Origin of the sequence: Arcobacter sp. F2176 (genome assembly GCF_004116465.1) — a bacterium.
GTDB classification, from domain to species: Bacteria; Campylobacterota; Campylobacteria; order Campylobacterales; family Arcobacteraceae; genus Arcobacter; species Arcobacter siniprincipis.
The window spans coordinates 31682-55533 of record NZ_PDJV01000012.1 but is presented as its reverse complement, the minus strand read 5'-3'; the positions used below and the strand labels follow the sequence as shown (position 1 = coordinate 55533).

Genomic DNA, 23852 nt, shown 5'->3' with positions numbered 1-23852 from the left:
CATAATTTTCTAGTAAAATAGACTAAAATTTGTTGTTTTTTCATTATATTTGATAATATTTCTAATATAACTTAAATGAAAAAATTAATTTTTCTGATAAGTATATGTTAAGTAAAAATAAGTACCATATGACCACAATTCGATACACTCGATAATGGGCTTACATTATTTTTACATTTTGGACATATGTTCACCAGTAAATATAGAGAAAATCGCAATTTCTATTAAAAAATCTAACAAGGATTACTAAATGTCAGTTGAAAACTTAAACGATGTCTTGAAAGATCTTGATCCGCAAGAAACACAAGAATGGATTGATGCTTTAGAAGCAGTTATTGAAGAAGAAGGAAGCGAAAGAGCTCATTTTCTTTTGGAAAAACTTATTGATAAAGCAAGAAGAAGTGGAGCATATTTACCATATAATGCGACTACTGCTTATTTGAATACTATTCCAGTAGAACAAGAACCTAAAATGCCAGGTAACTTATCACTAGAGAGAAAAATAAGATCTATCATTAGATGGAATGCACAACTTATGGTTTTAAGAGGTTCTAAAAAAGATTTAGAATTAGGTGGGCACATCGCATCTTTTCAATCTTCTGCAACACTATATGATGTTGGATTTAATCACTTTTTTCAAGCACCAAATGAAAAAGATGGTGGAGATTTAATATTTTTCCAAGGACATATCTCTCCAGGTATCTATGCAAGAAGTTTTCTAGAAGGAAGACTTACTCAAGAACAAATGGATAACTTCAGACAAGAAGTTCATGGAAAAGGTTTACCATCATATCCACATCCTAGACTTATGCCAACATATTGGCAGTTTCCAACTGTATCTATGGGACTAGGACCTATTCAAGCTATTTATCAAGCAAGATTTTTAAAATACTTAACTGATAGAGGAATCAAAGATTGTTCTAATCAAAAGATTTATTGTTTCATGGGTGATGGTGAGTGTGACGAACCTGAATCATTAGGAGCAATTGGACTTGCAGGAAGAGAAGGATTAGAAAACTTAATCTTCGTTATTAACTGTAACTTACAAAGACTTGATGGTCCTGTTAGAGGAAATGGAAAAATTATCCAAGAACTTGAAGGTGAATTTAGAGGTGCTGGATGGGAAGTACTTAAAGTTATCTGGGGAAGCAAATGGGATGAACTATTAGCTAAAGATACATCTGGAAAACTTCTAGAACTTATGGAAGAGACTGTTGATGGTGAGTACCAAAACTTTAAACAAAAAGGTGGAGCTTACACAAGAGAAAAATTCTTCAACAAATACCCTGAAACTGCAAAACTTGTAGAAAATATGAGTGATGATGAAATTTGGATGTTAAACAGAGGTGGACATGATCCAGTTAAAGTTTATGCAGCATACAAAAAAGCAAATGAAACTAAAGGTAGACCATCTGTTATCTTAGCTAAGACTGTAAAAGGTTACGGTATGGGGGAAGCTGCTGAAGGTAAAAATATTGCACATGGTGTTAAAAAAGTAGATTTAAAATCTTTAAGACAATTTAGAGATAGATTTGATATTCCTGTTACTGATGAAGAAATTGAAAAATTACCATACTACTTACCACCTGAAGATTCAGAAGAAATGAAATATATCAAAGAAAAAAGAGCTGCGCTTGGTGGATTTGTTCCTCAAAGAAGAGAAGCCTTTACTGAAAAACTTGTTATTCCTGAATTGAGCGCTTTTGATGCTATTTTACAAGGAAGTGGTGATAGAGAAATTTCTACTACTATGGCATTTGTAAGAGTTTTAAATACACTTGTTAAAGATAAACAAATCGGAAAAAGAATTGTTCCTATCGTTCCTGATGAAGCTAGAACATTCGGTATGGAAGGTATGTTTAGACAACTTGGTATTTATGCAGCTGAAGGTCAAAAATATATCCCACAAGATAAAGATCAAGTGGCATACTATAAAGAAGATAAAAAAGGTCAAGTACTACAAGAAGGTATTAATGAGTTAGGTTCAATGGGTTCTTGGATAGCAGCAGCTACTTCATACTCAATCAATGATTGTCCTATGATTCCATTTTATATTTTCTACTCAATGTTTGGATTCCAAAGAACAGGTGATATGTGTTGGGCAGCGGGAGATCAAAAAGCAAAAGGTTTCTTAATCGGTGGAACATCTGGTAGAACTACACTTAATGGTGAAGGTTTACAACATGAAGATGGACATTCTCATATTATTGCTAATACTATTCCAAATTGTGTTACTTATGACCCAACATTTGGTTATGAAGTTGCAGTTATCGTTCAAGATGGTGTTAGAAGAATGTATGGTGAAACACAAGAAGATGTATTCTATTATATTACAACATTAAATGAAAATTACCACCAACCAGCAATGCCAAAAGGTGCTGAAGAAGGTATCAAAAAAGGTATTTATAAATTAGAGACTGTAAAAGCTAAAAATAACTATAAAGTTAATTTATTAGGTTCAGGTTCAATTTTACAACAAGTTAGAGCTGCTGCTAAAGTATTGGCAGATGATTATGGAATTGCAAGTGATATTTACTCGGTTACTTCTTACAACGAATTAACAAGAGATGCACAAGACGTGGAAAGATCAAATATGTTAGATATCAATGGAAAAGATAAAGTTCCATATGTGACTCAAGTATTAGGTGATGACGAAGAATCAATATTTATATCAGCAACTGATTATATGAAATCATATTCTGAGCAAATCAGCCCTTATTTAAAAGGTAGCTTCAAAGCTTTAGGAACTGATGGATTTGGTAGAAGTGATAGTAGAGCTAACTTAAGAAGCTTCTTTGAAGTTGATTCTGACTTTATTGTATTTACTACTTTATCACAACTTGTTAAAAATGGTAAGTTGAAAAAATCTATTTTAGCTGATGCTATGAAAAAACATAACATCAACCCAGATAAAATCAACCCACTAAAAGCATAAGGAGTAGAAGATGAGTACAATTCAAGATATTTATATTCCTGATTTAGGGGCTGACAAAGATGTTGATTTAATTGACATTATGGTTAGTGTTGGTGATACTGTTGAAGTTGAAGATGGTTTAATTACACTTGAGACTGAAAAAGCATCTATGGATGTTCCTACAACTCATGCAGGTGTTATAAAAGAAATACTTGTGAAAGTTGGAGATAAAGTAAATTCTGGTGATTTAATTGCAAGAGTTGAAATCCAAGATGAAGCAAGTAGTGAAGAAGCTCCAGCTGAAGCTGCGGCACCAGCTCCTAAAACTGAAGAGAAAAAAGAAGCACCAGCTGCTTCTGCTCCTGCTAGTTCTGGTCCAATGGATTTAAAATCAGCAGAAGCAGAACTTCAAGCAATTTCAGCTTCAGGTGCACAAGTTTCTTGTCAACTGATCCAAGATCAAACTATTTGTTCAGTAATTGAAGAAGTTCATATTCCTGATTTAGGTGCAGATAAAGATGTTGATTTAATTGATGTTATGGTTAATGTAGGTGATACAGTTGAAGCAGAACACGGTTTAATTACACTTGAAACTGAAAAAGCATCTATGGATGTACCTGCTCCATTTGCAGGTGAGATTTTAGAACTTTTTGTTAAAGTTGGAGATAAAGTAAACTCTGGTGACTTAATTGCTAAGATGGTTAAAACTGTAGTTATGGAAAGTAAAGTTCCAACTCCAGCACAAGCACCTAAACAAGAAGCTCCAAAAGAAGAGAAAAAAGCACCTGCAACTTTACAAGCAGCTGTTGCAACAGCAACTGTTAAAGAAGACACAAGTGTATTATCTCAAAAAGCTAAAAAAGTTTATGCAAGTCCAAGTGTAAGAAAAATAGCAAGAGAATTTGGTGTTGATTTAGGTTTTGTAAAAGGAAGCGCTAAAAAAGGTAGAATTCTAAAAGAAGATATCAAAGCTTATGTAAAAGAGCAACTAAATAAACCAGCAAGTGCATCTGGAAGTGGATTAGGATTTAATCTACCAGAACTTAAAGAAGTAGATTTCTCACAATTTGGTGAAATTGAAACTGTTGAGTTAAGTAGAATCCAAAAAATTTCAGGACCAAGTTTACATAGAAACTGGGTATCAATTCCTCATGTAACACAATTTGATGAAGCTGATATTACAGAACTAGAAAGCTTTAGAAAAGCACAAAATGCTATTGCTGATGGGTTTAAACTTTCACCTTTAGTATTTGTGGTTAAAGCTGTGGCAAAAGCCTTAGCTATTCATCCTAAATTTAATTCATCATTAAGTGCTGATGGACAAAATTTAATTATGAAAAAATATTTCCATATTGCAATTGCAGTTGACACTCCAAATGGTCTTATGGTTCCAGTAATTAGAGATGTTGATAAAAAAGGATTTAAAGAAATAGCTATTGAAATGGCTGAGATTTCTAAAAAAGCAAGAGAAGGTAAACTAAAATCTGCTGATATGCAAGGTGCTTCATTTACAATCTCATCTTTAGGTGGAATTGGTGGAACTAAATTCACTCCAATTATCAATGCTCCTGAAGTTGCAATCTTAGGATTATCAAAATCTGAAATGAAACCAGTATGGAATGGTGAAAACTTCATACCAAGATTAACTTTACCGTTATCATTATCTTATGATCATAAAGTAATCGATGGTGCTGATGGTGCAAGATTTACAACTACTTTATCACAACTATTAAGTGATATTAGACTATTAAGTCTGTAAGGAAGAGAAATGAGTAAAGTTATAGATATTTTAATTCCTGATTTAGGTGCTGATAATGATGTTGATTTAATCGATGTTATGGTTAGTATTGGAGATAAAGTAGAAGAAGAAGATGGACTTATTACCCTAGAGACTGAAAAAGCCTCTATGGATGTTCCAACTACTCACGGTGGTATTATAAAAGAGATTCTTGTAAAAGTTGGAGATAAAGTTAACTCTGGTGATTTAATTGCAAGAATTGAAATAGAAGATGAAGCTTCAGCAACACCAGCTGTTGAAGAAAAAGTGCAAGAAGCACCAAAAGCTAAAACTGAGCCAGCAAAAACTTCTACAAATACTGATGGTGCAGGTGAAGTAAAAGGTCAAGTACTAGTAATAGGAGCAGGACCTGGTGGTTATTCTGCTGCTTTTAGATGTGCAGATTTAGGTTTAGATACAGTTTTAGTGGAAAGATATCCAACACTAGGTGGAGTTTGTCTAAATGTTGGTTGTATTCCATCTAAAGCACTTCTTCATGTGGCAAAAGTTATGGAAGAAGCAGAACACATTTCACATGCAGGTATCAAGTTTTCAAAACCTGAGATTGATTTACCAGGAGTTGCAGCTTATAAAAGTGGCGTTGTAAAAAAACTAACTGATGGTTTAGGTGCAATGGCTAAGATGAGAAAAGTAACAGTAGTACAAGGTTATGCTAAGTTTTTAGATAATAACTCTGTTATCGTTGAGCATACTGATGTTGAAGGTAAACAAACAAAAGTTACTTTTGATAATTGTATTATTGCAGCTGGATCTCAAAGCTCTAAAATGTCATTTATACCTCATGAAGATCCTAGAATTTGGGATTCTACTGATGCCTTAGAAGTAAAAGAAGTACCAAAAAGACTTCTAGTTATGGGTGGAGGAATTATCGGACTTGAAATGGGAACTGTTTATCAAAAATTAGGAAGCCAAGTTGACTTCGTAGTTAGAGGTAAACAACTAATGAGCGGAACTGATGCTGATATAGTTAAAATGTATACTAAATCAAATGTAAAAAGATTTAATGTAATGTTTGAAACTCAAGCACAATCAATCATCCCAAAACAAGATGGTGTTTATGTTGAATTCAAAGGTAAAAATGCACCAGAAGGTGCAGTAGCTTATGATGCAATTCTTGTAGCAATGGGAAGAAGTGCAAATGGTAATAAACTAGACCTTCAAAATTGTGGAGTGAATGTTGATGATTATGGAATCATAAAAGTTGACAATCAAATGAGAACAAATGTACCAAATATCTATGCAATTGGAGATATTGTTGGGCAACCTATGCTTGCACACAAAGCAGTACATGAAGGTCATGTGGCAGCTGAAGTAATAGCTGGTGAAAAAGTATTCTTTGAACCAAAACAAATTCCAAGTATCGCTTATACTTTCCCAGAAATCGCTTGGGCTGGTATGACTGAAAATGAAGCAAAAGCAGCTGGTGTAAACTATGAGGTATCAACTTTCCCATGGTCAGCATCAGGTAGAGCATTGGCAAGTGATGTTTCAAGTGATGGTATGACTAAACTTATTTTTGATAAAGATACTCACCAACTAATTGGTGGAGCACTTGTTGGAGATAATGCAGGTGAATTACTTGGTGAAATTTCACTAGCACTTGAAATGGATTGTGATGCAGAAGATATTGCACTTACAATTCATGCACACCCTACTTTACATGAATCAGTTGGTATGGCAGCTGAAATATTCCACGGAAGTATTACAGACTTACCAAATGCAAAAGCTAAAAAGAGATAAAACTCTTTTTAGTTATGTTATAATTATGAATGACATTTTATAACATACTAGATTTTATATTCTTTTTAATACTATTTTTCCTAATTTATCACTCTTATGTACAAAAAACTTATCTAAAAATATTTGAATATTTTAAAATCTTTTTTATACTTTCAATCTCTGCAAAATTTGCTCCTGAAAGTGCAACCTTATTACAAAAATTTCATATAACAAAAGCAGATACATATACTACTCTTATATTAATTGCCTTTGCCATAAATCTATTAATACTATATTTTGGATGGGATTTTATATTTAAAATACTTTCAAAATTTATTGATAGTCAAAATATCAAATCTTTGTTGGCAAAAGTTATAACAGTAATTGAAATAAGTGTTTTAAGTACGCTTTTTCTATATGTGGTAATGCAGTTTTATCCTGCGAAAAAGTATATTTATCCATCTGTGAAAAAAAGCTATACCTATCCTAAAATAGAGAAATTTTATACTCACTTTTTAAATGATAATTTTGTCTTTATGATACTGAATCAAGATACAGCAACAAATCATAAAGAGCTACTATTTAAAAGTTTTAAAAATAGCTTCTAATTTTGTTTGCCCACTCAATATAAGCTTTCATATTTAAATGTAAACCATCTGTTGTATAAATATTTAACAAAACCTCATCCCTTGATAAATTCTCATTTAAATCTATAAAAGTAAGATTATTGTCATTACAATACTCTTTGAGTTTGATATTGATTTCTTTTACTTTTTTATTAAAAGAGTTCATTTGTGTATAAAGTACAGATTGTACAAAAACTTTTGAAGTAGATTTGATTTTCAATCTATTTAATATTTGGATATAATTCTCAAAAATTTTGTCTAAACTCTTATAAGAATTCATATCATTAATACCAATCATTAGATAAATACATTTAGAGTGAACTTCAATAGCTAAATCTAATCTAGCTAAAATATCAACTGTAGTATCAGCATCATGACCAAGGTTTATAATTTTTTTGGGGTAAAGAAGAACATCCCACTCTCCCCTTGATGTAAGAGAGTCACCTAACATTACTATATCAATATTGTTTTTCATGTTTACCAACTTTATACTTTATTGATATATTTTATTAGCCTTTGGCTTATTCCTTTATCAAACTTTTATTTAATCTATATATTGTAAGTGTAAGTTTATCAATGAAACTTTTGTGATGGGATACGATTATCATAGATTTTTTTATAGAATTTAAAATCTCACATATAGTATTTTCACTTTTCTCATCTAAATCATTCGTAGGCTCATCAAAAAGCAATATTTTTGGTTTGGTAATAAGAATCCCAGCTAAGGCTACGATCTTCTGCTCACCGCCACTTAATTCATGTATAATCCTATTTTCTAACTTCTTTATATTTAGGTTTTCCAAAACTTCGCTAGCTTTTGTATATGATTCATCTTTTGATACACCTTTTGCCCTTAAAGCAAACATCACATCTTCTATTACAGTTGGGCATAAAAAATGATTTGAAACATCTTGGGGTAGATATCCTATATCACTTCTATATTTTCTAAAATCTTTTAGTGAGCCCATTTTGTCATGGAATATTTCAATATAGCCACTTGAAGGAGAGATTAAACCTGCAATTATTTTAAGTAAAGTACTTTTCCCACTTCCATTTGCTCCAACAACAGCAACTTTTTCTTCATGTCCTACATTTAAATTTATATTTTCCAACAAACTTTTGCTTTCACATGAATAATTTACATCTCTTACATTAACAGAACAACTCATAGACTTACCACCATTTTATTAATTGCAACAATAAATACTAAAATTGAAAGGATAATATAGTTTTTATTTTTTGAGGGCATTTCAAGTAGATAAATCTCACCATTAAATCCTCTTGAAATCAAACTATCTCTCATCTCTTCAGATTTTCTAATTGATTTTATAAACATCATTGCAAATACATTTCCATAAGTTTGGTAACTAAAAAGATTACTTCTAGCATGAAATCCTCTAAGTCTAAGTGTTGCTTTTATTGTTTTAAATTCTTTAAAAAGATATTCGATCATCACAATAGAAAAATAAAATATTGTCACAAACTTTTTTGGAAATCGAAGTGAATTAAAACCTCTTACTATGTCATAACCTTTTGATTTATAAAAAACCAGTAAATTAAATAACAAAATAAAATTTGTTCTAAAAAAAAGCTCAATTGCTTTATTTATATCATGGAAGGCTACAAAAACAACTAAGAAAATTATAAATAGATTTATTAAAGCAAGTTTTTTTAAAATAGATAATACCTCTTTATACTCAACAATTAGCATAAAAAATATTGGCAATAAAAAAATATATTCTATATGAAAAGAAAAAGCTACAATTGCAGAATAAATAAGTGAAACTAATAATTTAATTGGATATTCGTTCATTTTCTCTTTACTTTTTTGATTAGGAAAAATATTATACCAATTAAAAGTAAAGAGATAACTATTTTATAATATTTTTGTGTCTCTTCTTCTTGTATATGTTTTGTTAGACTTTGGGTATGTGGCTTAGAAACTTCTATTTTCTCTTGGGCCATATGTCCACCTTCAGCATCAACAATTACATCTATATTTTTAAACTTCGAATTGTATGTATATTTTCCCTTATTATCAAGTTTATCTTCAAATACAATTTTGTCTTTATTTTTTATGATTAATCTACAGTTTTGACAAACTGCTCCACTTGCAAAATAAGCAAAAACATGTACATTACTATCTTCATTTGTTAAAAATACATTTAATTTGTGAGCCCATACACTAGAAAATAGTATAAAAATTATAAAAATATATTTCATCATTTGGCCTTCAAAATTTTTGGATAAGTTTTTTTGATAAACTGCAATAAAAACATACTTATTATTCCTTCAATTACCATAGCACCTGAATCAACTATAAATATAGTATATGAAGCATACTCATACTCTGGTTTTGAGAAAAGTAAGATAATTGCTAAAAAAAGTGTTGCAAAAAATGTGCCTAAAAATCCCACTAAAAAAAACTTTACTTTTTCATTTAATTTATTAGTAATTTCCATATTATATAAATAATACACAATGATTGCCGGCATTCCCATAACAAAAAGATTTACTCCTAGTGATACAACACCTCCATAACCTAAAAGTAAAGCTTGAAGTACTAAAGCTATAAAAATACTAATAAAACTCATCCACCCAATTAGTATCCCAATCACGCCAATAAGGACTAAATGTATTTGGGTAACACCAAGTGGGACATGAATAAATGTTGCTATAAAAAACATAGCACTCATAGCTGCTGCTAAAGTTATCTTTTCATCTTTTATAGATTTTATAGAAACATATAAACAAACTAAACTAATAGCGCTAACAGTTATAGTTGATTCTAAAGTTAAGACACCATCAGCTATATGCACTAGTAAGCCTTAATCCAAAGTAAAGCACCATTTTCTATAGGGTACTCTTTACCATCTTCTTTATTTTTTATTTGCCCTTCTTCAATTAAAGCTGCAAATCCCCACCATCCTTTGTGATTCATAACAAAAGAAAAAATACCATTAGCATCAGTTTTAACAACTTGTGTTACATGACTACTAGTTGGAGCTTTAAAATTAAAGTCATTATATAGTTCAACTTCAACTTCAACATTACTAGCTGGTTTACCATCGTGTAAAACTTTTCCTTGAAATAAATTACCTGCATATAATCCAAAAGGTTTAACCATTGGTACAATCTCATATTTTAACCCAATAGGTTCATCCCAACCATCTTCTAAACCATAAGCATCAACAATTAGTTTTGGTACATGAATAATATACTTTCCTTCTGCTGGTTCAAAATATGCTTGTGGCTCAACAAAAAATTTATATACACCTGGCATATTTATTTTATATTTTGCACTCCATGCTTTGTGGCCTAATTTAGTAGTTTCACTTACAGGTATTTTATTATCATTACTATTTACAAATAATTTTGGCTTTTCCATTGTCATTGCATTTTGCTCAAAAGGATGTATAAATGAAATATCAAAATTAAGCGTTGAATCTTTTTTATCATCAACAACATCACTGTTTGACATAAAAGTTAAGAAATGAGCTTGTGATAGTGTAAGCAACATAATAAGAGTAGAAATAATTTTTAACATGTGTTTCCTTTTAGTTTTGAAGATTATAAATCCATATGCGTTAAATCACACTAAATAAAAACTACACTTATGTATTTTTAGGAAATTTTTAGGAAAATAATAAAAAGAGGCAAAATGAACCTCTTTTTATTAATCTTTAGGAAGTAACTTTACAGGTACGATTTGGAACTAAAGTACAATCGTAAAAGTACTATAATATAGGAAGTTATAAAAATATTAACTTCCATAGTACCGTAAAAAATACCGTAATAAAATCTTGTTTATAAATTTTTATGAAAAAAAAAATTACAAAATTTATCTTTCCCTAGATTATATATTAATTAATATTAAATAAAAACAAACTTCTTTAAAATGCCTATTTTAAGGGCTTGACAAGCCAAAAAAATTAAACTAAACTTCTCAAAACATATAAAAAAAGGAAGGAAAATAATCAAATGGAAAATGATAAATTACTTAAAATAAAAGAAGTATGTAATCTACTAAATGTATCAACAAGAAAATTTTATGAAGATATAAAAACTGATAAAACTTTTCCGCAAAGTTTTAGGTTAGCAAATACTAAAACAAAATTATATTCACAAAGAGAAATTAGAGAATGGATTGATTTACAAATGCAAAACAATAGAGTTTCATAAAAAATTTGTTGCTTAAGCTACTTATATTTCATTTAGATGATTAGCAAATAAAAAATATAAAGTTAAAAATAAAAGGTAATTAATGAACATTAAAAAGAAGGATGCATATTACTTTTCACATGATAGTAATGCAAAAGATGATTACAAATGTATGCTTTTAATAGAAGAACTAGGGCTCGAAGGATATGGCATTTTTTGGGTATTAGTTGAAACACTTAGAGAACAAGAGAATTTTAAGTATCCACTTAAATTACTAACAAGTTTAGCTCGTAAATATAATACTACAGTTGTGAAGATGGAAGTTGTTGTAAAAAATTATAACTTATTTAGCATTGAAGATGATATTTTCTTTTTTAGTCCAAGTTTAAATAGAAGAATGGACTTAATGAATAAAAAAAGAGAACAAGCAAGACTTGCTGGAATTAGAAGTGGAGAAGTAAGAAGAAACAAGAAAAATGAACAAATGTTAAACAGTCGCTCAACAAATGTTGAACAATTAAATAAAAGTAAAGTAAATGAAAAAGAAAAATATGAAAAATTAAATGAACTACTACTTTTAAAACAAATAAATAAAGACAAAGAAAAAGATAGATTAGAATCTCTTGCTTATGAAAAAAAAGAAATTAAGATTTAAAAATATTGAATCTTAAATAGCAAAAATTAAGAATGAAGTATAAGAGACAACCGTAGGGCGTCAGTAGCCCAACAGTTTGTAAATCATTAAAGCTAAATTACGCGTACGCGTTAGTTATCTAGATGACCAATAAATGAAAATATTAGTATTTGATAATTAGATAATTATCTCTATAAAGCATAAGAAGTACGTATGCACTGTGTGCCTATGTATCATGTATTTAGGTAAACCATAAATACAACTTACTAACCTCCCACTTTGTGTTAGGTTGTAAGTTCAAGGGGTACGGTCGCCACCCTTAAAAATCCCCATTATTCTATATTCTAAGGAGAAGTATTTTGAATCAAAGAAAGAAAGTACAAGTTCGTTTTCAAACTACTTGTAGAACTATCCAAAGCATAAATCATGATTTTAGAATTGCTAAACCCAATTACTTAAGAGATAATATGCACCACAACAAATTTTATAATATCTATTTTGGGTATGATCCAAAACAATTAAAACAAAAAGCTAAAAAAAGTTTTGATGAATACAATCAGTTATATAAAAATAAACATCATAGAAATTTACAGAAGGGTAAACAATCAGATCATCTAACTGGAGTTATTACTCTAAGTCCTATTGTAAATGAATGGCTAGAACAAGGTAAAGTAACAAAAGAACAACTAGAAAAATCTTTTGCAGATTCAATACCACTAATCCAAGATAAGATACATAATATCTTAGGTGATGATAGTATTAAGTTATCTCATTATGTAATCCACTATGATGAAAAAACACCTCATATGCACTTTACTTTTAATAACCATACAAAGAATGGTGAAGCTGTATGGTATAACCTAAGAAAAAGTGGAAGACTATCAGAGTTTCAAGATATTGTCGCATCTACTTTTAAAGATATTGGATTAGAAAGAGGTGATAGAAAATCAACTACAAAACATCTATCTGTTAGGCAGATGCATGAAGAAGAGATTAAACAACTTAAAAAAGACATACAAGACCATATCAAAAAACTTCAAGCTCAAAAGAAGAAGATAAAGAAAACTGTAGAGGATAAAAAGCAATTAAAAAGTGAACTTGATAGCATTGATATTTCTATTAAAAAAGCAAGGGTAGAACTAAAAAGTGAAAGTTTAACTTTAGAATCACTTACAAAAGAAAAAGAAGAACTTGAAACTACAATCAATATTATAAAAGAAGATAAGCCAATCATTGACATAAAACAAATTAAGATCTATGATACTGATAAAATAGTAGAGGAATGTATTACTACTAAACTAGGTTTTACAAAAGTAGATGAAGATAGATTAAAACAGTACCTTAACTTCTATGCTAAACACCTACATAAGTACAATGAGTTTACAAATTCAATTAATGGACTAAATCACCCACAAGATTTACTACTGGAAAATAAAAAACTTATAGAAGAAAATAGAACACACTTAAAACAACAAGAACATATAGATACGTACTATGTAACAAAAAGAAGATATAACAAGCTTATTGGAGAGAATAAAAGTTTACAAGAACAACTGCAACAAGAACAAATCTTAAGCAAAAAGTTTAATGTAAAGATTGAACAATCAAAAGCATACTTTGGTATGAATAAAAAGCTAAGAGAAGAAGTGAATGACCTTAAACTTAAACTACATAACCTTGATATTATACAAGAAGAATACAAAAGAATGGATGAAGCTTTTACAAAAATAAGTAAGTACCTTAAATGTGAAGATGATTTAGATGTGATAATTTCTAAGATTTCAAAATATACTGGGAGTGAAGAGAAGAAAGGAAAGATAAATCATAATAAATTAAAGTGATCTTTAAGTCCATAAGTCCTAAGGGTTTGAGAGAATCTATAAATTCTACTTCTTGAACATTTTTGGGAACAAATTATATTTGTAAATAAAGATTGTAAAGCCAATATGTAAGATTTTCTAATTTTGTTCCAAGATTTAGAGTTTTAAGAAAAGATTATTTAGAGTTTTATGTCTTATTTTCTGTTAACAGATTAAGTTGACTAAGTAGAATTTCTTCTGCCTAGTCATTTTTTATTTAGTAAGCATCTACAACAAGAACTTGACCCGTAATGAATCCATCTACAGAACGCTCAAAAGCTTTTCCCACTAAAAAACCTGGAACAGGATGAAAACCAGGCATCATTTCACCATATACATCCCAAGCTTCTTCTAATACTGTAGGGTTAATAGAATTTATTCTAATACCTCTAGGCATTTCAAACGCTACACATTTTACAAATGTATCAATAGCACCACTTGTAGTTGCATCTGCAATAGCATATGGAATAGGTTTTATATTTAAAATTCCTGTAATTAATGAAAATGAACCATTATCTGCTATATACTCTTGACCTACTCTTACAATATTAATTTGTCCTATCATCTTACTTTGAATAGTATTGTTCCATTGTTCTTCTGTCATTTCTGTAAATTCTGCATATTCACAGTAACCTACTGTATTTACTACTGCATCAAAATGACCAACATCTTCATATAATTTTCTTAAAGACTCTTCGCTTGTAATATCAACTTTGTAATCACAAACTTCTCCTGAACGACTAGCTGTAATAACTTTGTGTTTCCCTAAACCACTTAAAGCAGCTTGTCCCATATTTCCTTTTGCACCAATTAAAATCACTGTTTTTTGATTATCTATTGACATTTAATTCCTTCTTTTTAAATTTTATGTATAATAACACACCAATCTAAGTATGTGAATACATAAAAACGTAAATATCATGCATAAAAGCACAAATGAGAAAAAATGACAAATGATTCAATGCAATTAACTAATTTATGTAAATTATATGGATTAGAAAACAAAAATGGTTTTGCTAATACATATATAGAGGAAATAAAACTATTTAAAGTCTCATCTAATGAAGAGCTAATGCCTCTTTTATACAAAAAGGGTTTTAGTTTTGTAGGTAGTGGTAAAAAAATTGGTTATATCAATAATGTAAAATTTGAACATGGTTATTTAGATTATTTAGTTATTAGCTCTCCTCAACCTGTAGAGTGTGAAACTTATATAATGGGAGATGAACCATTAGTCGGAATATATATAACTTTAGATATGAATAGATTACAAAAAGTAGTTAAGAAGTTTACTCAATTTGATTCATCAGATAAAATAGATAAAGAAGTAGGTTTCTCTATCACTTGTAATAATAGAACAGATGTTATTCAAAACATATATGGAAAATTCTTAGCAATACTTGAGGATGAAATTGAATCAGATATTTTAGCTAACGGTTTACTTGATGAACTTTACTATAGGATTTTACAAAGCAATAGTGGTTCTATGTTAATACAATTATGCCAAAAAGATAGTAATCTATCTAGAATATCAAGAGTTATTGATTATATTCTTGAAAACATTGAACAAAAAATTGATTTAGATGAAATGGCGAAATTAGCTGATATGAGTGTAAATAATTTTCATAAACTTTTTAAACAAGCAATGAATGATACTCCTATTCAATATATAAAGAAAATAAGATTAGAAAAAGCAAAACAATTAATAGCTTATAATAATATGAAAGTAATTGAGGCATCAAATGCAGTTGGATATGATAATGTTAGTCAATTTAGTAGAGAATTTAAAAGATATTTTGGACATCCTCCTAGTACAATTAAAAAAGTATGAGTAGAAAATTAAGAGCTCATTAATTCTCATAGAAGTGGCCTTTTTAGTCAAACTTAGTATAAATTATAAAGTTCAACAACTTATTCTTTTAGGAAATAGACATTACTTTGCAATCATTCAAATATATGAGATAAATAGTAAGTTCAAAACCTAGGAGATTGTGAACTTAATACCTCACATTACTGCTCAAATGCATACGATATGATTGTTAGCTTCATAAGATAATCCACAACATTTAACTACTTAAAATCTAAAGTTAATATCAAACGCTTTTCATTGACTATCAATCCTGGTGAACGGTGGACTAAGCCCGCATTTTCATTACCCTCCCAAAGCGTACCTTTGAGCAATGCAACATCGCCACAATCTAGTTGTTGGATATCATTTTCACTTTGGTAAAGGCCAGATTCACTGTCAGGCAAGCCGTTACAACTCCAACCCAGTTTTGTTTGATCAACCAGCTCATGTGGCAGCCATTCTGTGGCCATACCTTGATAGGTTGTCACAAGACGGCAAGGCACTTTGTCCACATGAAACTTAGGGCACATCGCTCGATCTAAAACTTTCAAACGCATGCCTGCTTGTTTAAGTTCAAACAAATAACAAAACATATCTACAAGCTCAGCAATATCTTCGCTAACTTCGGTCATATTGTTATCAAAAGATTCGCTAACACGCGAAAGTGCATCTTGTGGCGTTAAGACCATTTCCTTTTGAAATGTAGGATTCAATGCTAAAAATTCTTTTACCGAATATTGTAGAGTAGTAGACTTCTCACGTCGCCAAATGGCTATATTAATCTCTGCCTGATAGATATCGCTCAAAACCGTTGGCTGTTTATCCTGGGCCATATGTCGGGACATGCCTCCTGCTTGATTCCATTCACCAGCAAAATTGAGATTCTTTTCATTCATCGTCATTTTTCCTTTAACATTCATTGATGTTCATGTTCATCAAGCATATTTCTAATTTTTTTATACATATCTTTTGCATTTTTATTTGATAGTTTTTTTTCTTCAATCAGTTTTAAAACTTGATTTAATTCTTCAATAAAAGATACAATATCTTTTTTTGCTTCAACAATCTCTTCTTTTTCATTCCCTTTTTCTATTTCTTCATTTAATTCATCTAAAAAAGCTTGTGATTCTGGTAACATCACATTAAATATTATACTTTCTAATTCAACTTTTATATTTTTCACTTATTCCCTTATTTTTAGTTATTTTCATATCCAAATTTAATTGATTCTTCCTCTATTTTCTTTTTAACAAGTTCATGCTCCCAACCATGTCTTTTGGCAAAATTCTCAATCTCTATCTCTCTTTGTTCTAAGGTACAAAATATAAATATTCTTTTTAAAAATGGTTGAGGAATTTGTATTGCAACCATTTGAAAATAGTTCTCTTTACAGCTTTTAGAACAAAAAGCTTTATTCATAGGTATTTTTTTACCACAGTATGGGCAATTTGACATTATCTTTCCTTTTTATATACACAAGCTAAATCTAGGATTTTTGTTCTTTTTCATAAATCGGTCTACAATATATACAAAATCTAGCATGTGGTTTAGCTCTAAGCCTTTTTATCCCCACTGGTTCATCGCACATTTCACAAATATCATAAGTGCCATTCTCAATCTTTTTTAAAGCGGTTCAATCTCTCTTAACTCTTCAATTTGCTTTTCTCTAAGAATACTTAAATTATATGTATCACTTGAAAGCTCCGCAAAATCTGTCTCATCCCCTTTTGTGTCACGATGAAGCTCTTCAATAAAACCTTGACTTGATGTTGTTTCTTGAAGTAGTTTTTCTTTTTTCTCTAAAAGTTTGTTTTTTAACTCTTCTATATGCGCTTCTTTTAACATAACATTATCCTTTATTTAAAGTAGATGCCCCAGTTCATCTTTTTTTGTTTTTAAATAATTTTCATTAAATTTATTTATTTTTGTGATTGCAGGGATTCTTTCAACAATCTCTATCCCACTATTTTCAAAAAAGTTAATTTTCCTTGGATTATTTGTAATAAGTCTCATCTTTTTTAGACCCAATTCTTTTAAAATGTATTCAACTGCTTTATAATCTCTTTCATCTTCTTTAAAGCCTAGTTTTAAATTCGCTTCTACTGTGTTAAATCCTTGGTCTTGAAGATTATAAGCATTTATTTTATTTACTAGTCCAATATTTCTTCCTTCTTGTCTATGATAAATAACAAGACCACCTTGAGCTGAAATTAGCTCTAATGCCAAATCTAGTTGATTATTACAATCGCATTTTAAACTACCAATAGCATCTCCAGTTAAACACTCAGAGTGAATTCTCACCATTGGTATTTCTATTTGGGAAAAATTTTTACTCATAATTGCAAGATGTTCTTGTGAGCCATCTTTATATGCTTTGATGTCAAAAGTTCCATATTTTGTTGGTAAATTTGCAATTTTAGAAGAGATAATATTTTTTTTATTTTCTTTGTCTAAATATGATCTGAAAAAACAAGATTTAGTACCTGTATGACAAGCTGTATTACCGATTTGTTCTACAATTACTAAAAGTGTATCTTCATCACAATCAACTCTTAAATCAATTAGTTTTTGAATATGACCGCTTTCTTCACCTTTTTTCCAGATTCTGTTTTTACTTCTTGAGAAATAGTGAATAATTTTTGTTTCAATAGTCAAATCAAAAGCTTCTTTGTTCATATAACCCAACATTAATATCTCATTTGTTCCATACTCTTGGGCAATAACTGGAACTAATCCATTAGATTTTTTAAAATCAATATTCATAATTTACCTTCATATAATACATTTATCAATCACTCTTCTAAAAATTTGCAAACTAGTTGCAAGTTTGAAATTCTAGCAAACAAGATTTAAATGCAACTTAGTTGCATTTAAAAACTCTTTAGTTAAAATGCACCAAATTAAAAGGAAAATTTAGCATGGAAAAATTTATTATAAATTCTGCATTAGACATGCATCTACATTTAAGAGATGATGATATGTTAAAACTAGTGGGACCTCTAACATCAAAAAGTTTTGCAGGTGCACTTATTATGCCAAATCTTCTTCCACCAATTACTACAAAAGAGGCTTTATTATCATATAAACAAAGAATCAAAGAGTTTTGTAGAGAAGATGTTTTTACTCCCTATGTTACGATATTTTTTCAAGTGGACTATTCATACACATTTTTAAAAGATATAAAAGATGAAATAATAGCTGTGAAACTTTACCCTTTTGGAGTAACAACCAATAGTGAAACAGGTGTATCTTCAATGGATGTTGAAACTTTAAGACCAACACTTGAATCAATGAGTAAATTGGGAATTCCTTTATGTGTACATGGAGAAACAAAAGGTTTTGTTATGGATAGGGAAAAAGAGTTTTTACCTATTTATGAATCTTTAGCTATTAATTTTCCAAATCTTAAAATAATCATGGAACATATTTCAACAAAAGAAGCAATAGTTTTACTTAATAAATATGATAATTTATATGCAACTGTAACTATTCATCATCTTCTTTTAACCCTTGATGATGTTGCAGGTGGAATGTTAAATCCCCATAATTTTTGTAAACCAATAGTAAAAAGATATGAAGATAGAGATGCTTTACAAGAAGTTGTATTACAATCACATCCTAAAATTATGTTTGGTTCAGATTCAGCTCCCCACCAAAAGGAATTTAAAGAGTGTCATCATGGAGCAGCTGGAGTATTTAATTCGCCTATTGCTTTACAACTTCTAACTGAATTTTTTGAAAGAAATGGTAAATTAGATATATTAAATGCTTTTGTAAGTTTGAATGCACAAAGAATTTATAATTTAAAACCTATTTCTAAACCAATTACTCTAATAAAAAAAGATTTTATAGTTCCTTATTCTTATTCTTATAAAAATGAACAAGTAGTTCCAATGTTTGCAGGTAAAACTTTACTTTGGAGTATTGAGTGATAATAAGAAAAAAGTTCAAATTTGAAGGTGCCCATATAGCAAGAAATTGTTCAACAATCTGTAGTTTTTGACACAAAATTCTGAACAGTCTTGATGCTCTGTATTATAAACATTAATTTATAATAATATTAATATCAACTTCTAAATAATCAGCAATCCTAACTACATGAATTAAATTAAAATGTTTACAATTTTTATTATTCTCACAATCACAATAAAAACTAACAGAATTAAATCCTACATTTTGAGAGAATTCTAATTGAGATTCGCCTTTTTCTTGGCGATATTTTTTTACATTTTTAGATACTAATTTATAAAACTCATCTGCATCATCATAGATATTATTCAATATATTCACCCAATGGTTAATTTATATTTAAAGTTTATCGGTATAGAATATTTAAATCTTTCAGCTATAGATGAATAAAATCGAAAAGAGTACAAATGGAAGAAAGAAAAAATAATAATATATCTGCTCAAGAATATCTAAAAACATATATACAAAAAAAAGACCTAGCTTTTAAAAATAAACTATCTCATGATGGCTTACCTACAGATTTAAAATTTGGTGAATTTGAATTTGATATTGAAGATGGACATTATAAAATAAGTCAAACTTTTTATATAAATGATGAACAAAATCATAAAGAAGAAATGATTGAATTATCAAAACTATTAAATCAATTTTATAAGGAAAAAAATAATGGCATTAATTAAGTGTCCTGAATGCAAAAGTACAGTATCTGATAGTGCTGGTACTTGTCCTACTTGTGGAGCAAAAGTCGAAAAGGTTTTTAATGGAATAGAATATTTTATAAAGTATGCTTTTGCTTACTTCTTGGCTTTTTGTGCTTTAGGTTATATTATTACAATACTATTTGGATTAGAAGAACCAACTAGCTCTAATGTTACTTTTGGAGTAGGTATTTATATGGGGATTATTGCTCTTATTATTGGATCATTCATTCAACATAAAAAATTCAAAACTTTAAAAGCTCAAAATGGAAAGTAAAATAACTATTGTAAATCATCCATAATCAATTTTTTTAAATAAGCAGATTTACTCATACCTAATTCTTTAAACCTTTTTTCAAAGTCTTCGTAGTCTTTAATACTAAGATTTGTAGATACATTTTTAAACTTTGATTGTGCCTTTTTAAGACTTTCTCTTCTTTTTTTATCTTTTTTTGAAATTTTTTCTTTCTCTTTTTCTTCAGATAGAATAGTCTTTTTTATTTCATACATATCCTTTGATAAAGAAGCTATGTTATGGGATATTTTATCAATATTTTGTGCTGAAAAATCTTCCATTTTTTCTCCAAATAATGATTATTTATAATATTATATATAATCATTACTTAATACATACAATTGTAAAGTTTCTATATTCAAATTTAAAAGGAAAAACTATGCTTATTGAAATAAAACTAGTAAAACCAGTAGAGCCAGTTGGAGATTGTGCAACATTCTACTATGAAACTGAAAATGAGTATTTTATTGATGAAATAAAAAAATATAAATGTCCATTTAGATTAGCAATGTTTCTTGATGAAGCAATGGAAGAATTTGATGATATTAAAGAGCTAATTAGATTAGAACCTAATCAAAAAGTTGACTTACTTATTAATTTATTAGCTGAATCAGAACGAATGATTAAAGATCCTACTTTATTTGCATTTTCAGATAAATACCTGGAACAAACTTATTATTTAGATAAATATGGTTATGAAATTGAAATAGAAGAATCAGATCTTACAGAACAAAGTGATAGAGGCTATGAAATGGAAGTTGATAATTATCTGTATAAATAAGTTATTTAGATAAATATATTATAATTGATAAATTATAATATTAAAGTATTTTATGAAAAAGAATAATAATGATGTCCATATACCATTTTTTAATGAAGAAATTAAAATCCTTAAAAAAGGTAAGAACCCTATTGTAGTTTGTATTAATGGGTTTTTAACTGAAAAAGATAATAATTCATCAGAGAACTGGATAAATTCAATTGAGAGTATATTTCCAGATAGTACTGTTACTCATGTATTATGGGAATCTGAAAACCTGAAAAAAGTTTCTACTTTTATTTCTAAATTATATTCTATAAAACAATCAAGTTTTCTTCTCCTAATACCTTTTTCTTTGAGTTTTTTAGGAATATTACTTAAACCTGCAATTGCTTTTTTTACATATAAAAATAGTCCTTGGAATAAGGTTAGTAATAACGCAAATGAAGTTGGTAAACAATTAGCTCAATCATTAATAAATTCTAGCAACAATCAGTTCATACTAATTGGGCATTCATTAGGTGCAAAAGTAATTTGTACTTGTTTAAAAGAGTTAGAAAGAAACAACTATCATTGTATAAAAGAAGTACATTTACTTGCAGGTGCAGCTGATAGAGATTCGATTGACTTCAATACAATAAAAGATGTTGTTTCATATAAAATATACAATTATTACTCAAATAAAGATTACGTTTTAAAACTCTTATACAATACTAATAATTTTCTTAAACTAAAATTTTCATCATCACCCATTGGTCTAAAAAAAACTATGGATTCATTTAATTCTAAAGTTGTAGATATTGATGTATCAAATGAAATTTCCAATAAACTAAACAATCATTCCGATTACCATAGTAAGCTAAAAGAAATTATAATCCATACAACCAATTTGCGTACCACTGAATTAGATCCCTCTTCTCTTCAAAGTATTTAAATTTTGATTCCCTATTATATGAAGCTTTTACTCTATTTCTTTCCTTATGGGCTAAACAAGCTTCTATAATATCAGAATGAAAACCATGCTCTTTATAAAGATTGTGTGCAGTTGTTGAGAACATACTTCTAAAGCCATGTACTGTATGTCTATCTTTGTATCCAAGCCTTACTAATGTATCACTTAGTGTTGCACCTGATACACCTCTATCACTCTTTTGTGGAGAAGGGAATACAAACTCACTTCTATGTCTTGAATATGGCTCTATCTCTTTTATAATCTTAATTGCTTGATAGGGTAAAGGACAAACAAACTCTATATTCATTTTCATCTTTTCTTTTGGTATAGCCCAATAGCCCTTTTCTAAATTTAACTCATTCCACCTCATTAATCTAATATTCTCACTTCTTACAAATACATAAGGAAGTAGTTTAAAAATAAATATAGTACTTATATCACTTCTATATTTTTCACTTATTGAATTTATATCAATAAGTAATTGTTTAATATCTTCTGGTTCTATAAGTGCTGGAAGATGTGCATCTTTTTTATTTGGTACAAAAATTGATTTTTTATCTATATCTGCAATTATATTATGCTCTACATACTCATTTGTTACAGCGTACATATATATTTTATTTACTAAAGCTAGTAATCTATGTGCAGATTCTATTACACCTTTTTCTTGATACTTTTGCAAAGCATTTATAATATCTATTCTTCTAATATCTTTTATTGCAATATTTCCAAGCCAAATAGTGATATTTTTTAATATTCTTTTATTTTGAATAATTGTAGCTTCAGATTTACTCTTTTTTCTTAAATCCAACCACTCTTCAATAACATCACTTAAAGTTATTGTTTCAGATGTCTTTTTAACTTTTTTTATTGATATAGGATTTACATTATTAGCCAGTGAGTATTTAGCTTCATCTTTTTTTGTTCTTGCATCTTTTAAAGATACTGTAGGATAAATACCAAAAGACATAGATTTTCTTTTTCCACCATAAGTGAAGTCATATCTCCATGATTTTGTTCCATTTTTTTTAACTACAAAATAAAGACCTTCTCCATCACTTAGTTTGTAATCTTTTTCTTTAGCTTTAGCATTTTTAAGTTGCGTATCATTCAGGGGTTTAACGGTTCTTGCCATTTTATTACGGTACTCACTTTCTAAAAGTTTCTCAGTACCGTCAATAGTACCGTAAAAATACTGTAATTATTCTAAAAAGTTTGTAATTGATTGTTATTGTTTTGCAGTTTTAAACCCTATAAAGTATCGATTTTATAGGGTTTTTTGTGATTGTTTATTAATCTTTAGGAAGTAACTTTACAGGCACGATTTGAAATTCATCCATATTCCAAACATTGTTTGTAACATATGGTTCATTATCTATCCAATCATTTAATTCATCTTCACTTTCAAAATCAACAAATAGTGTAGAGCCAACCATTTGATCTTCTTCAATTAGAGCACCTGCATTGATTATTTTACCTTCAGCTATAAGTTTTTTTGCACCTGCTACATGAGCATCTCTTACTTCTAATCTTTTATCTAAAGCATTATCATTATCATAAGCAATTATTAAATATTGCATTGTATTCCTTTGGATTTATTTTAAGAATTAGCATTCTA

Annotated in this window: 30 protein-coding genes and 1 pseudogene; 13 read left to right on the top strand and 18 right to left on the bottom strand. The window is 29.1% G+C overall.

The annotated features are described in order from the left end of the window. The first annotated feature begins 250 nt into the window (after nt 1–250). The 4 genes from aceE to CRU95_RS11620 are packed head-to-tail and all read left to right on the top strand — an operon-like array spanning nt 251 to nt 7039. A complete protein-coding gene (aceE, locus tag CRU95_RS11635) occupies nt 251–2935 on the top strand; it encodes a pyruvate dehydrogenase (acetyl-transferring), homodimeric type (protein ID WP_129101289.1) in 2685 nt (894 codons plus the stop codon). Between the two features lie 10 nt (nt 2936–2945). Next, a complete protein-coding gene (gene aceF / locus CRU95_RS11630) occupies nt 2946–4673 on the top strand; it encodes a dihydrolipoyllysine-residue acetyltransferase (RefSeq protein WP_129101288.1) in 1728 nt (575 codons plus the stop codon). 9 nt (nt 4674–4682) lie between these two features. Then, complete coding sequence (gene lpdA, locus CRU95_RS11625; protein WP_129101287.1) at nt 4683–6452, top strand: dihydrolipoyl dehydrogenase; 1770 nt, start codon at nt 4683–4685, stop codon at nt 6450–6452. Nucleotides 6453–6481: 29 nt separating this feature from the next. Next, complete coding sequence (locus CRU95_RS11620; RefSeq protein WP_129101286.1) at nt 6482–7039, top strand: hypothetical protein; 558 nt, start codon at nt 6482–6484, stop codon at nt 7037–7039. Here the strand turns inward: CRU95_RS11620 and CRU95_RS11615 are convergent. The 6 genes from CRU95_RS11615 to CRU95_RS11590 are packed head-to-tail and all read right to left on the bottom strand — an operon-like array spanning nt 7023 to nt 10604. Then, the gene (locus CRU95_RS11615) at nt 7023–7532 is read right to left on the bottom strand and encodes a GDSL-type esterase/lipase family protein (RefSeq protein WP_129101285.1); all 510 of its coding nucleotides are present in this window, start codon (nt 7530–7532) and stop codon (nt 7023–7025) included. The genes CRU95_RS11620 and CRU95_RS11615 overlap by 17 nt on opposite strands. Nucleotides 7533–7578: 46 nt before the next feature. Continuing rightward, nucleotides 7579–8226, bottom strand: a complete 648-nt coding sequence (locus tag CRU95_RS11610; protein WP_129101284.1) for an energy-coupling factor ABC transporter ATP-binding protein — start codon at nt 8224–8226, stop codon at nt 7579–7581. Further along, nucleotides 8223–8870, bottom strand: a complete 648-nt coding sequence (locus tag CRU95_RS11605) for an energy-coupling factor transporter transmembrane protein EcfT (RefSeq protein WP_129101283.1) — start codon at nt 8868–8870, stop codon at nt 8223–8225. The genes CRU95_RS11610 and CRU95_RS11605 overlap by 4 nt, the downstream gene beginning before the upstream one ends. Beyond that, complete coding sequence (locus CRU95_RS11600; RefSeq protein WP_129101282.1) at nt 8867–9280, bottom strand: hypothetical protein; 414 nt, start codon at nt 9278–9280, stop codon at nt 8867–8869. The genes CRU95_RS11605 and CRU95_RS11600 overlap by 4 nt, the downstream gene beginning before the upstream one ends. Then, nucleotides 9280–9876 (bottom strand): cobalt transporter CbiM, encoded by a 597-nt coding sequence (gene cbiM / locus CRU95_RS11595; protein ID WP_129101281.1) that lies wholly within the window; start codon nt 9874–9876, stop codon nt 9280–9282. The genes CRU95_RS11600 and cbiM overlap by 1 nt, the downstream gene beginning before the upstream one ends. Then, nucleotides 9876–10604: a DUF4198 domain-containing protein gene (locus CRU95_RS11590; protein WP_129101280.1), complete on the bottom strand. Its 729-nt coding sequence runs from the start codon at nt 10602–10604 to the stop codon at nt 9876–9878. The genes cbiM and CRU95_RS11590 overlap by 1 nt, the downstream gene beginning before the upstream one ends. 434 nt (nt 10605–11038) lie before the next feature. Here CRU95_RS11590 and CRU95_RS11585 point away from each other — a divergent pair, with 434 nt between their 5' ends. The 3 genes from CRU95_RS11585 (at nt 11039) to CRU95_RS11575 (ending at nt 13693) form a co-directional block, all read left to right on the top strand. Beyond that, nucleotides 11039–11239, top strand: a complete 201-nt coding sequence (locus CRU95_RS11585) for an AlpA family phage regulatory protein (RefSeq protein WP_129101279.1) — start codon at nt 11039–11041, stop codon at nt 11237–11239. Nucleotides 11240–11321: 82 nt separating this feature from the next. Beyond that, nucleotides 11322–11873, top strand: coding sequence for a Lin1244/Lin1753 domain-containing protein (locus tag CRU95_RS11580; protein ID WP_129101278.1), 552 nt, complete (start codon nt 11322–11324; stop codon nt 11871–11873). 338 nt (nt 11874–12211) lie between these two features. Continuing rightward, nucleotides 12212–13693, top strand: a complete 1482-nt coding sequence (locus CRU95_RS11575) for a plasmid recombination protein (RefSeq protein WP_129101277.1) — start codon at nt 12212–12214, stop codon at nt 13691–13693. 235 nt (nt 13694–13928) lie between these two features. Here the strand turns inward: CRU95_RS11575 and CRU95_RS11570 are convergent, their stop codons facing one another. Further along, nucleotides 13929–14555, bottom strand: a complete 627-nt coding sequence (locus CRU95_RS11570; protein ID WP_129101276.1) for a short chain dehydrogenase — start codon at nt 14553–14555, stop codon at nt 13929–13931. A 102-nt stretch (nt 14556–14657) separates the two neighbouring features. Here CRU95_RS11570 and CRU95_RS11565 point away from each other — a divergent pair, with 102 nt between their 5' ends. Further along, nucleotides 14658–15542, top strand: coding sequence for an AraC family transcriptional regulator (locus tag CRU95_RS11565; RefSeq protein ID WP_129101275.1), 885 nt, complete (start codon nt 14658–14660; stop codon nt 15540–15542). A gap of 239 nt (nt 15543–15781) precedes the next feature. Here CRU95_RS11565 and CRU95_RS11560 read toward each other — a convergent pair whose 3' ends face one another. The 7 genes and pseudogenes from CRU95_RS11560 to hisI all read right to left on the bottom strand — a co-directional run. After that, nucleotides 15782–16456 (bottom strand): DUF1826 domain-containing protein, encoded by a 675-nt coding sequence (locus CRU95_RS11560; protein WP_129101274.1) that lies wholly within the window; start codon nt 16454–16456, stop codon nt 15782–15784. Nucleotides 16457–16476: 20 nt separating this feature from the next. Continuing rightward, on the bottom strand, nt 16477–16743 hold the full coding sequence (locus tag CRU95_RS11555; RefSeq protein ID WP_129101273.1) for a DNA repair protein Rad50: 267 nt from the start codon (nt 16741–16743) through the stop codon (nt 16477–16479). Between the two features lie 14 nt (nt 16744–16757). After that, nucleotides 16758–17015 (bottom strand): DUF2116 family Zn-ribbon domain-containing protein, encoded by a 258-nt coding sequence (locus CRU95_RS11550; RefSeq protein WP_129101272.1) that lies wholly within the window; start codon nt 17013–17015, stop codon nt 16758–16760. Nucleotides 17016–17046: 31 nt separating this feature from the next. Next, on the bottom strand, nt 17047–17148 hold the full coding sequence (locus tag CRU95_RS16835; RefSeq protein WP_258238697.1) for a TraR/DksA C4-type zinc finger protein: 102 nt from the start codon (nt 17146–17148) through the stop codon (nt 17047–17049). A 35-nt stretch (nt 17149–17183) separates the two neighbouring features. Continuing rightward, nucleotides 17184–17405: a hypothetical protein gene (locus tag CRU95_RS16830; RefSeq protein WP_258238696.1), complete on the bottom strand. Its 222-nt coding sequence runs from the start codon at nt 17403–17405 to the stop codon at nt 17184–17186. A 15-nt stretch (nt 17406–17420) separates the two neighbouring features. Continuing rightward, the gene (gene ribA, locus CRU95_RS16825; protein WP_258238701.1) at nt 17421–17990 is read right to left on the bottom strand and encodes a GTP cyclohydrolase II; all 570 of its coding nucleotides are present in this window, start codon (nt 17988–17990) and stop codon (nt 17421–17423) included. Nucleotides 17991–18002: 12 nt separating this feature from the next. Next, a pseudogene (gene hisI / locus CRU95_RS16820) lies at nt 18003–18323 on the bottom strand (phosphoribosyl-AMP cyclohydrolase); the annotation flags it as partial. A gap of 155 nt (nt 18324–18478) precedes the next feature. On the opposite strand from hisI, the gene pyrC reads away from it, so the two are divergent. Then, nucleotides 18479–19492 (top strand): dihydroorotase, encoded by a 1014-nt coding sequence (pyrC, locus tag CRU95_RS11535; protein WP_129101270.1) that lies wholly within the window; start codon nt 18479–18481, stop codon nt 19490–19492. Between the two features lie 112 nt (nt 19493–19604). Here the strand turns inward: pyrC and CRU95_RS11530 are convergent, their stop codons facing one another. Continuing rightward, nucleotides 19605–19841: a helix-turn-helix domain-containing protein gene (locus CRU95_RS11530; protein WP_258238695.1), complete on the bottom strand. Its 237-nt coding sequence runs from the start codon at nt 19839–19841 to the stop codon at nt 19605–19607. 95 nt (nt 19842–19936) lie between these two features. On the opposite strand from CRU95_RS11530, the gene CRU95_RS11525 reads away from it, so the two are divergent. Together CRU95_RS11525 and CRU95_RS11520 are read left to right on the top strand one after the other, a co-directional pair. Next, nucleotides 19937–20209 (top strand): hypothetical protein, encoded by a 273-nt coding sequence (locus CRU95_RS11525; protein ID WP_129101268.1) that lies wholly within the window; start codon nt 19937–19939, stop codon nt 20207–20209. Next, nucleotides 20196–20504, top strand: a complete 309-nt coding sequence (locus CRU95_RS11520) for a hypothetical protein (RefSeq protein ID WP_129101267.1) — start codon at nt 20196–20198, stop codon at nt 20502–20504. Before CRU95_RS11525 ends, CRU95_RS11520 begins: the two co-directional genes overlap by 14 nt. Before the next feature lie 5 nt (nt 20505–20509). Here CRU95_RS11520 and CRU95_RS11515 read toward each other — a convergent pair whose 3' ends face one another. Further along, nucleotides 20510–20803 (bottom strand): hypothetical protein, encoded by a 294-nt coding sequence (locus tag CRU95_RS11515; protein WP_129101266.1) that lies wholly within the window; start codon nt 20801–20803, stop codon nt 20510–20512. A gap of 98 nt (nt 20804–20901) precedes the next feature. On the opposite strand from CRU95_RS11515, the gene CRU95_RS11510 reads away from it, so the two are divergent. Further along, a complete protein-coding gene (locus tag CRU95_RS11510; RefSeq protein WP_129101265.1) occupies nt 20902–21303 on the top strand; it encodes a hypothetical protein in 402 nt (133 codons plus the stop codon). A gap of 52 nt (nt 21304–21355) precedes the next feature. After that, on the top strand, nt 21356–22216 hold the full coding sequence (locus CRU95_RS11505) for a DUF726 domain-containing protein (RefSeq protein ID WP_129101264.1): 861 nt from the start codon (nt 21356–21358) through the stop codon (nt 22214–22216). Here the strand turns inward: CRU95_RS11505 and CRU95_RS11500 are convergent. Then, a complete protein-coding gene (locus tag CRU95_RS11500; RefSeq protein WP_129101263.1) occupies nt 22152–23369 on the bottom strand; it encodes an integrase arm-type DNA-binding domain-containing protein in 1218 nt (405 codons plus the stop codon). The genes CRU95_RS11505 and CRU95_RS11500 overlap by 65 nt on opposite strands. Nucleotides 23370–23526: 157 nt before the next feature. Then, nucleotides 23527–23814, bottom strand: coding sequence for a YciI family protein (locus tag CRU95_RS11495; protein ID WP_129101262.1), 288 nt, complete (start codon nt 23812–23814; stop codon nt 23527–23529). Nucleotides 23815–23852 lie beyond the last annotated feature (38 nt).